We start from the raw sequence: 3,371 nt of genomic DNA on the forward strand, positions 1-3,371 counted from the left end.
CATAGTATAAGTAACATTACGGAACGGAAAAAAATTTCGTGTTGAAATGCCAGGATTTAATACTGTTTCATCTATTTCCACAGTATGCGCTTCTCTTCCTACGATTTGACTCGCTGTATCGATGAGTGTCTTCCATGAAATATCTTCTGGATATGACAAATTATAAGCTTGTCCATTAGATTGTTCTGAACCTATTACACTTTCCATCACTCGAACGACATCATCAATGTGCACAAATTGCACTGGCCCCACATGTTTTGGAATTGGAATCGTAAGTTTTTTTGTCAAGCGATCAAATATGTACGCTTCTCTATACAAATTATTTCCTTCACCATAAATATACGAAGGTCTAAGAATAGTAATTGGAAATCCTTCTTCTTTATGTATGGAAAATAAATAATCTTCCGCCTCTTTTTTATCAAGTCCATATTGTCCCCAATTATAATTTTCTGCTCGCTCAAAATTCTCAAATAACACTTGAGTAGAAGGGGCATAGACTGCTCCTGAACTACACAATACATATCGCTTTAATTTACTTTTATCTACATTATCAAGCAATGTTTTTACATGATTCGTATGATAAGCCGTAATATCAAAAATATAGTCATACTGTTTATCTGAAATATTTTTCTGTATATCTGATGAAACATTACGATCTCCGATAAGATGTGTACATACTCCTTTATATGCAATTTCTCGTGTTCCTCTAGTGAAAATATCTACTTCATATCCTTTTGAGATTAAAAATTTTGCTAACGCTGCACTAACAAACTGCGTACCACCCATTACTAATATTTGAACCATATATATTTCCTCCTTTAACCAGAAAATCTATTTTTATAACTCTAATTCATAGTTTTTCATAACAACTTCCATATTAAAATTTCTCATCATAAATTTCTCTGGTTCTGTAATTTTCTCGAATCCATATTGCTCATATAACATGTGAGCATCCTTTGTAACTAACATAAATCGTGTTCCGTTAAGCTTGGGATGCTTTACAATCGTCTCTATTAACCACTTACTTAATCCTTCCCCTCTATAAGCGGGCAAAATAAAGACATCTGCCAACCAAGAAAAGCGCACAAAATCTGTAACAACTCTTGCAAACCCAATTTGTTGATTCGTTTCACTTTCATATACACCATAACAAAGCGGTGAGTTTTTAATTGCTTCGGCAACTAATTCTTTCTGTATTCCTTTTGCCCAGTAGGAATCATTGCTAAGAAAATCATGTATGATATCGACTTGCAGCAAATCTTTATTAGTTGAAATATAGTAATTGTTATTTTTTTCTACGTATAAGGCAGATTCCTTCATTTCAAATTCCTCCTTATTTTACAAAGACAAAGGTAAATGCAGTTGTTTCCGAATAGTATCTAAAAACTCTGGTGTATATTTCAGCGTAATAGAATAGGAATGTTGCACAAATTGTATTGTGTCTTCTTTTTTATTTACGTTTTTGATAAATTCTAGATTCGGAGTTCCAAAGGTGATGTTCATTTTGGGCATTAAGGCTTTCATATTAATTGGAATCCATGGCCTTCCTTCTTTCACAACAACTGCATGTGCAGTTCCTCCAATTACAAAATTAAATATATCTTGATCATCCATCGTCTTCATTTGCAATGTTTGTTTCAGCCATTCACGAAACATAGGAACAGAAGAAACTGGAAATCCCACTTCTCGAACATACATAACTTGTAAAGGACCATTTCTTTGTAAAACCTCTTCTTTTATATATTTGTGTGAAATAATCTCAAGAATATTTCCATCACCGTCTTTGAAATATACAGCTTTATTTATCTTAGAGTGATGCGTAACTTTTTCTCCTTGTTTATCTTTTTAAATTTTGACACCCGATTGTGTGAGCCACAATGCAATTTCATCAAACAGAGAGTACGGCACTTGAAAAGCAAAATGAGTTGGCACAATTGGTTCTAATATTTCTTTAAAGCTAATGGTTGTAAAAGGCGTAATTTGAAATTGAACGTACGTTTCTGTTTGCTCTACAATCGGAAATTGCAGTATATCAGCATATACTTGCTTTGCACCTTCAATGGATAATGTTTGTAATTCTATATCTGAAAAATGTGTAATCATATAGTATCCCTCACAATGTCTATTTACTACTAGTGTATAAGATATACATAATAAAAGAATCCACTTAAAGAGGGATAATGTATTTGCTACTTTTGTAGTATAGGCATGTTTACTGATAGATCTTCTCCTTCTATTACAATAGCCATTAAACCGGTATTTGTACTTGTCTCGTGATTTTCCCCCTTTTCCCAAAAAGCTGCTTGTCCCGCCTGAATTAGAATCTTTTCTTTATTTTCCCCACACACATATCCTTCTCCTTGTACAACTAACAAAAGTTGATTCGTCACCGCTTCATGATAGCCAACAGCTCCATAAATTCTTCTTTTAACATACTAAAACGATACCGATCAACAAATTCTCTGTGTCTTAGTCGATCTTTTCTCATTAATCCTTCACATACAAACCCAGCCCGTTCATAACTTTTCATCGCTTTCGTATTATCTGCATCTACTCGCAGCCAAATTTTTTCTAAATCGAACTTTTCAAAGCCAATTTGCAGCATTTCATATAAAGCAGCCATTCCGTATCCTTTTCCCCAATATCGTTTATCTCCAATCGCAATTCCTAGCTCTGCATTTTTATTTGTTCGATCAAAATTTTTCAAATCTACCCAGCCGATATGCACACCATCTTCGGAACAAATTGCTCTTTGTTCATAACCATTTGTTCGTTTCATACACATTTCAATCCATTTCCTTGTATCTTCACGTGTAAATGGTGGATATTGATCTGGAACTACTAGGTGACGTGTTACTTCTTTATCTAATGACCATTGATAACGCTCTTCTATATCATCTAATGATAATTCTCTTAATTGAATATTCGGTAAATTTTTCATGTAGTCATTCCTCATTTTTTATATGTTTGTACAATTAATTCTCCTATATTTTTCAGTACTTGTTCTAGTTGATACCACTCTGTATTTTCACCGTATGCTCGAACAAGTCCAATACAAAATAACACTCGATCTTTTGAATATAAATAACCAACATCATTACAAACTGTTTCAAGCCCACCAGTCATATGTAGCCATTCATATTGATTAGAGAATCGAAAACCATCTGGGTCTTCTTGTTCTTTTAAAGATTCGAAGATAAACGTATTCTCTTTTTCGTACTGATATAAGAATTTCATGAACTGAAATACACTTGCTGGTGTTCCACAATTTTGAGTGATACTTGTATTATCCTTGTTTACGAGTATATTGAGTTTCCTATACTTTAATTCAATATTAATCTCTCTTATATCAAATTTTTCTAAAATAGAAT

Annotated in this window: 4 protein-coding genes and 2 pseudogenes; all 6 read right to left on the reverse strand. The window is 33.1% G+C overall.

All coding sequences use genetic code 11. The features are described 5' to 3' along the window. A partial coding sequence (locus tag V7024_RS22925; RefSeq protein ID WP_335524307.1) for an NAD-dependent epimerase/dehydratase family protein occupies positions 1-804 on the reverse strand: 804 nt, incomplete at its 3' end. 33 nt (positions 805-837) lie between these two features. Beyond that, positions 838-1,320, reverse strand: coding sequence for a GNAT family N-acetyltransferase (locus V7024_RS22930; RefSeq protein WP_335524309.1), 483 nt, complete (start codon positions 1,318-1,320; stop codon positions 838-840). Between the two features lie 18 nt (positions 1,321-1,338). Beyond that, positions 1,339-2,103 (reverse strand): annotated as a pseudogene (locus tag V7024_RS22935) (VOC family protein). Positions 2,104-2,189: 86 nt separating this feature from the next. Next, a pseudogene (locus tag V7024_RS22940) lies at positions 2,190-2,414 on the reverse strand (cupin); the annotation flags it as partial. Beyond that, on the reverse strand, positions 2,387-2,941 hold the full coding sequence (locus V7024_RS22945; protein ID WP_335524312.1) for a GNAT family N-acetyltransferase: 555 nt from the start codon (positions 2,939-2,941) through the stop codon (positions 2,387-2,389). The gene V7024_RS22945 and the pseudogene V7024_RS22940, both read right to left, overlap by 28 nt. 11 nt (positions 2,942-2,952) lie before the next feature. After that, positions 2,953-3,371, reverse strand: a 419-nt coding sequence (locus V7024_RS22950; protein WP_335524314.1) for a serine hydrolase, incomplete at its 5' end; no start/stop codon positions are given.

Origin of the sequence: Bacillus sp. JJ864 (genome assembly GCF_036963045.1) — a bacterium.
GTDB lineage: Bacteria > Bacillota > Bacilli > Bacillales > Bacillaceae_G > Bacillus_A > Bacillus_A pseudomycoides_C.

Excerpts from the sequence above, each read along its gene's own strand:
- V7024_RS22930 (WP_335524309.1), bottom strand. The coding sequence starts at position 1,320 with ATGAAGGAATCTGCCTTATACGTAGAAAAAAATAACAATTACTATATT.
- V7024_RS22945 (WP_335524312.1), bottom strand. The coding sequence starts at position 2,941 with ATGAAAAATTTACCGAATATTCAATTAAGAGAATTATCATTAGATGAT.